The 1,095-nt window shown below is 47.7% G+C and carries 5 tRNA genes and 2 rRNA genes; all 7 read left to right on the top strand.

The features are described 5' to 3' along the window. Nucleotides 1-113: ribosomal RNA gene (locus M3193_RS16555) — 23S ribosomal RNA — on the top strand; the annotation flags it as partial. A gap of 147 nt (nucleotides 114-260) precedes the next feature. Then, nucleotides 261-376: ribosomal RNA gene (gene rrf / locus M3193_RS16550) — 5S ribosomal RNA — on the top strand. 53 nt (nucleotides 377-429) lie between these two features. Continuing rightward, a tRNA-Asn gene (locus tag M3193_RS16545) sits at nucleotides 430-504 on the top strand. A 3-nt stretch (nucleotides 505-507) separates the two neighbouring features. Then, nucleotides 508-598 (top strand) — tRNA-Ser (locus M3193_RS16540). 18 nt (nucleotides 599-616) lie between these two features. Continuing rightward, nucleotides 617-691: transfer RNA gene (locus tag M3193_RS16535), tRNA-Glu, on the top strand. Between the two features lie 163 nt (nucleotides 692-854). Continuing rightward, nucleotides 855-930, top strand: a tRNA-Val gene (locus tag M3193_RS16530). Between the two features lie 47 nt (nucleotides 931-977). Continuing rightward, a tRNA-Met gene (locus tag M3193_RS16525) sits at nucleotides 978-1,052 on the top strand. Nucleotides 1,053-1,095: the final 43 nt, after the last annotated feature.

Genomic DNA, 1,095 nt, shown 5'->3' with positions numbered 1-1,095 from the left:
CCCATTACGCAAGTAAGTAAGATCCCTCAAAGAAGATGAGGTGGATAGGTCCGGGGTGGAAGCGTGGCGACACGTGCAGCTGACGGATACTAATCGATCGAGGACTTAACCTTAAGTTACTTAAGTATGGTTAAACTTGAAGTTCAGCAACAATGTTGGTTTTATCCGGTTTTGAGCGAACAAAATTATTTATTTTGAAAAAAACGCTTGCTTTATTCACTGGATATGATATAATAAATCTTGTCTTGTGAAAAAAATAGTCCAGTGATGATGGCGAAGAGGTCACACCCGTTCCCATACCGAACACGGAAGTTAAGCTCTTCAGCGCTGATGGTAGTAGGGGGCTTCCCCCTGTGAGAGTAAGACGTCGCTGGGCTGTCATTTCTAAAATGATCGTAATAAGATATGAAATACTTATTACAATACTATTCCGCAGTAGCTCAGTGGTAGAGCAATCGGCTGTTAACCGATCGGTCGTAGGTTCGAGTCCTACCTGCGGAGCCAATTGGAGAGCTGTCCGAGTGGCCGAAGGAGCACGATTGGAAATCGTGTATACGCTAACCGCGTATCAAGGGTTCAAATCCCTTGCTCTCCGCCAGTTTTATATTCCACATATGGCCCCTTGGTCAAGCGGTTAAGACACCGCCCTTTCACGGCGGTAACACGGGTTCGAATCCCGTAGGGGTCACCATTTTACTGACAGTCTTTCAATTAGTTTGCAACTTCCGTTTAAAGTGGGAGAAGCAAGCAGGTCGCGGAAGCGATTGAAGGAAAGAGGGAGCGTACTTAAGTACGCGACCGAGTGAGTGAAAGAAGCTGACAAAGAGATGCGCAGCTTATCGCACTTTAAACATGGAGGATTAGCTCAGCTGGGAGAGCACCTGCCTTACAAGCAGGGGGTCGGCGGTTCGAACCCGTCATCCTCCACCATAATTTCCTAATAGGAAATTACAACAAACTTATACAACTATTATTATCGCGGGGTGGAGCAGTGGCAGCTCGTCGGGCTCATAACCCGAAGGTCGCAGGTTCAAATCCTGCCCCCGCAACCAAATGGTCCCGTGGTGTAGCGGTTAACATGCCTGCCTGTCACGC

It is taken from the genome of Sporosarcina luteola, from assembly GCF_023715585.1.
In the GTDB taxonomy this organism is placed as follows: Bacteria; Bacillota; Bacilli; order Bacillales_A; family Planococcaceae; genus Sporosarcina; species Sporosarcina luteola_D.
This window is presented reverse-complemented; position numbering and strand designations above follow the sequence as displayed.